General features: G+C 70.4%; 4 protein-coding genes and 1 pseudogene. All 5 read right to left on the bottom strand.

All coding sequences use genetic code 11. The features are described 5' to 3' along the window. Nucleotides 1-306 (bottom strand): hypothetical protein (locus tag VNT50_RS08185; RefSeq protein ID WP_325484620.1); only part of this gene is annotated, 306 nt, incomplete at its 3' end. Between the two features lie 53 nt (nt 307-359). Continuing rightward, entirely contained in the window at nt 360-1,952 is a 1,593-nt protein-coding gene (locus VNT50_RS08180) for a hypothetical protein (protein WP_325484619.1), read from the bottom strand. Between the two features lie 39 nt (nt 1,953-1,991). Further along, entirely contained in the window at nt 1,992-2,924 is a 933-nt protein-coding gene (locus VNT50_RS08175) for a sulfite exporter TauE/SafE family protein (RefSeq protein WP_325484618.1), read from the bottom strand. Between the two features lie 64 nt (nt 2,925-2,988). After that, complete coding sequence (cysN, locus tag VNT50_RS08170) at nt 2,989-4,281, bottom strand: sulfate adenylyltransferase subunit CysN (protein WP_325484617.1); 1,293 nt, start codon at nt 4,279-4,281, stop codon at nt 2,989-2,991. 1 nt (nt 4,282) lies between these two features. Next, nucleotides 4,283-4,567: pseudogene (locus VNT50_RS08165) on the bottom strand (sulfate adenylyltransferase subunit CysD); the annotation flags it as partial.

The following is a 4,567-nucleotide window of genomic DNA, read 5'->3' as shown; positions in this document are numbered from 1 at the left end:
GACCGTGCACGGGCCGGCGATCAGGCAGAAGGTCTCGCCCCCGCCCACCTGCCGTCCGTCGACGGCGAACGACGTGGATGCGTGATGGGAGAGCTCCGACGAGGCCAGCTTGTAGGGCCGCGAGATCGGAATCACCTGGTCCACGCCGGGCAGACCCTCGAGCCCGAGCTCCCGCACGCCCTGGGGGTCGCCGATCGCGCCGATGGCGGTCGTCAGCTCGCCGGGCATGACCTTGGCGTGCACGCCGCGGGCCTCGAGCTTGGCGACCACGGCGTCGATCTGCGCGGCGGTGGCCTCGGGTGTCATCACCACCATCATTCGGGCCGCAAGCCTACGCGGCCCGGCTCAGCGCGGGAGGCTCAGTTGCGCGTCTGGAGGGCCCGCAGCATCACGCGCTTGCGTACGGTGCGCGCGTTGCCCGCGCCGTCGCGGGCGGTGACCGAGAGGATCACGCGCAGCTTCCCGAGCCTGCGCACGCGGCGGGCCCGCTTGCGCGTGAGCTTGAGGTTCACGACCGTCCGAGCCGAAGGACGCAGCGAGAAGCTCTTGCGACCGAGCATGCGACGGCCTCGCACGCTGCGCAGCCCGAGCGAGCCGTTCGAGGCGGCCGTCTCGTTGGCCGGCCCGCGAAGCACCAGCGCAACGCGGCCCCGGCGGTCGAGCTTGAGCCGCTTGGACAGGATCCGGAAGAGCGGCGCCGAGCTATCGGTCACGCCCGGGGGCGATGCCGGACGCTGGTACTCGAAGGCCCCGGGGTCGCGAACCGCGACGCCGTCGCCGTTGCCATCGTTGGGCCGCGCCGCGCCGTCGAGGTCGGCGGTCGAGCCCGCGCCCGGGAAGCCGCGGTCGAGCAGCGGCGAGTCGGCGCGCAGCCGGAAGTCGGCGGCCGCTCCGTCGACGAAGCCGGGGTTGACGACGAGGTTCCCCGCTCCCGTGACCACCTGGCCGTCGCCGGCGCCCGTGTCGACGATCTTGGCCGGGTTGAAGTTGGAGTAGCCGATCGCGATGCGGGCGCTGCTGGGCGCGCTCGCCTCGACCTCGAGATCCGTGCTGAGGGCGTGGAAGATGGAATCCCGGACGTCGATCACGGCCGTTCGCCCGGGGTCGAAGCCGTCCGCGTAGACGCCCCGCCCGGCATTCACGGCGTCGCCGGTGCCGATGACGGTCACGTGGCGCGCCACGATGCCGGGGCTGCCGCCGGCCGAGGTCTCGGCATAAAGAGCGCCGCCGCTCGATCCGCCGGAGAGGCGGATCAGCGCGTCGGAGATATTCACCGAGCCCTCCCCGATGGCTTGGATGCCGATCGGCGACGGAGTCGACGAGCGCAGCCGCCGGATGACGACGGGAGGGCCGGGGTCGCGAGCGTCGACCATCTTGTCGCCCGCGGCGGAGACGTTCTCGATCAGCGAGGATCCCTCGGCGCCGATCGCGTCGTTCGCGTTGCCGGTGCCCGGAACCTGCACGAGCGAGTTGCGCAGGATGGCCCCCGTGCGCACGATGACCCCGACCGCGTTGTCGACGCCCGGCTCGCCGAGAACCGTGACTCCGTCGGCCACCGCACCGGCTCCGCTCAGCCCGATGCCGGATTCGAACATGGTGTGCGGCTCCACACGCACGCGCAGGTTCGACACGGTGCTGCCCGGCGACTGGATGTCGAGCGAGAAGCCGCTGTTGGGCGAGCGGAGGATGGTGCCGCTCGTCCCCTGGCCCGCGCCGACGATGTCGACGGGGTTCGTCCCTATGACGACGGCGTTCTGGGTGAAGTCGCCCGCGGTCAGCCGGATGGTGTCGCGAACCGTCGGGGTGCCGGCTGCAAGGTTTATTGCACCCTGGAGGGTGGGCTGGGTCTGATCGCAGCCCGTGCCCGTGGGAACGCAGATCGTCGCGGCGCTCGCCGAGGTGGCGCTCAGCGCGAAAAGGGCGGTTGTGAGGGCCAGCAAGCGTCGTGCCATGCCTCCGTTATCGGCCGCGGGCGCGCGTGCTTCAGGGTCCTACGGCGAGCGCCCCGGAACCGGCCCGGCCGCGTCGGCCCGCTCCGCCAGGACCCGGGCCGCCTTGGCGCGCTGCTCGCGCACGATCGTGACCAGGAGCAACGCGATCACGGCGACCGGGAAGGGCACGATCACGGCCACCGGGATGTCCAGCCCGGCCTTGATGAGGAGCGCCAGCCCCGCGCCTATCAGGACCACCGCCAGCGTGGTGCGCAGCACGGCGGGCTCGACCCGCACCGACCAGTGGCTGCCGATCCACACCCCCGGAACCGAGCCGATGAGGATGTTGCCGGCCAGGCCGAAGTCGACGTTGCCGGCCACGATGTGGGCGAGTCCGGCGGCCCACAGCAGGATGGCTGCGTGGAAGACGTCTGTGCCCACCACGCGTGTGGGAGCGAGGCGAAACAGCAGGATCAGCCCGATGGCGATGAGCGCCCCCGATCCGGCCGAGGTCACCCCGAGCACGAAGCCGACGCAGACCCCCAGCGTGACGGCGGCGATCTTGTGCCGGCGCTCCATCTCGATGGTGTCGCGCTCGCGGGCGTGCATGCTCTTCAGGAAGGCGCGCACCAGCGTCGCGGCGCCGGTGAGCAGCAACGTCACGGCCAGGAGCGTCAGCAGCAGGTCGTCGAAGTCGTGGCCCGCGAGGTCCTCGAGCAGGTGGAGGGCATAGACGCCGCCGACCGCCGCCGGAACCGACCCGATCGCCATCCAGGACGAGAGCTGGAAGTCGACGGTCTTCAGATGCCAGTGCTTGTAGCCGCCCACGGTCTTGGTCACCGCCGCATAGGCGAGGTCGGTACCGATCGCGGTCACTGGTGTTACCCCAAACACCAAGATCAGCATCGGCGTCATGAGCGAGCCGCCGCCGATGCCAGTCATTCCCACCAGCACGCCGACGCCCAAGCCGAAAGCGACAATGGCGGGGTCCACGCGCGGAGAGGCTAGACGACCGGCCCGTGTCGCAAGCGCCGCGCCCTGGCGAGCCCGGCTGCGGCTACAGCACCATTCCCGCGCCGACGGTGTCGTTGGTCGACTCGTCGATCAGGATGAAGCTTCCTGTGGCGCGGTTGCGGCGGTACTCGTCGACCAGCAGCGGTGTCGAGAGGCGGAGGCTCAGGCGACCGATCTCGTTGAGCTCGAGGCCCGTCGCGTCCTCGTGGCGGTGCAAGGTGTTCACGTCGAGGGCGTAGCGCACCTCGTCGACCTTGGCCAGCGCCGTGCGCGTGGTGTGCTTGATCCGGTAGCGCCCGGAGGCGGAGAGGGGGCGCTCGGACATCCAGCAGACCATCGCGTCGAGCCGGCGGGTCTCGGTGGGCTGGTTGTGGGTCCGGCAGATCATGTCTCCGCGCGAGACGTCGACGTCGTCCTCCAGGCGGACGGTGACCGACAGCGGTGGGTAGGCCTCCTCCACCTCGCCGTCGAAGGTGTCGATCGCGGCGATCCTCGACGTGCGGCCCGAGGGCAGGACCAGCACGTCGTCTCCGGCGCGGAAGACCCCGGAGGCGACCTCGCCGGCGTAGCCGCGGTAGTCGTGGTGCTCGTCCGACATCGGGCGCACGACCCACTGCACGGGGAAGCGGGCGTCCTGGAGATTGCGGTCGGACGCTACGTGCACATGCTCGAGGTGGTAGAGCAGCGACGGGCCCTGGTACCACTCCGTGCGCTCGGAGCGCTCGACGACGTTGTCGCCGCGCAGCGCCGAGATCGGGATGAAGGTCAGGTCGTGCACGTCGAGCTTCGCGGCCCAGCCCGAGAACTCGGAGGCGATCGACTCGAACACCTCCTGGTCGTAGTCGACCAGGTCCATCTTGTTCACGCACACCACGAGGTGAGGAATGCGCAGCAGCGACGCGATGAACGCATGGCGGCGCGACTGCTCGAGCACGCCCTTGCGCGCGTCGACGAGGATGAGCGCGAGGTCCGCGGTCGAGGCGCCCGTGACCATGTTGCGCGTGTACTGCTCGTGCCCCGGGGTGTCGGCGATGATGAACTTGCGCCGGGGGGTGTGGAAGTAGCGGTAGGCGACGTCGATCGTGATGCCCTGCTCACGCTCGGCGCGCAGCCCATCGGTGAGAAGCGCGAGGTTGACGTAGCCGTCGCCGCGGCGCTTGGAGGTCTCCTCGACGTGCTCGAGCTGATCCTCGAAGATCGACTTGGTGTCGTAGAGCAGCCGGCCGATCAGCGTCGACTTGCCGTCGTCGACCGAGCCGGCGGTGGCGAAGCGGACGAGCTCCGAGGTACGCGCGCTCGGCAGCGGCCGCCCGTTGGTTATCGCGCCGTTGGACATCTCAGAAGTAGCCCTCCTTCTTACGGTCCTCCATGGCCGCCTCGGAGATGCGGTCGTCGGCGCGCGTCTCGCCGCGCTCGGTGACGCGGGTGGCGGCGATCTCGGCCACGACGGCCTCGAGCGTCTCGGCCGTCGAGGCGACGGCGCCGGTACAGCTCATGTCGCCCACGGTGCGAAAGCGCACGGACTCCTCGAAGGGCTTCTCGTCGGGCAGCAGCTCGACGAAGTCCGAGACCGCGTAGAGCATGCCGTCACGCTTAAACACGTCGCGGCGGTGGGCGAAGTA

The sequence above is a fragment of the Microbacterium sp. genome, from assembly GCF_035554235.1.
GTDB lineage: Bacteria > Actinomycetota > Actinomycetes > Actinomycetales > Microbacteriaceae > Microbacterium.
The sequence above is the reverse complement of the archived record's forward strand: the minus strand, read 5'-3'. Positions and strand labels throughout refer to the sequence as shown.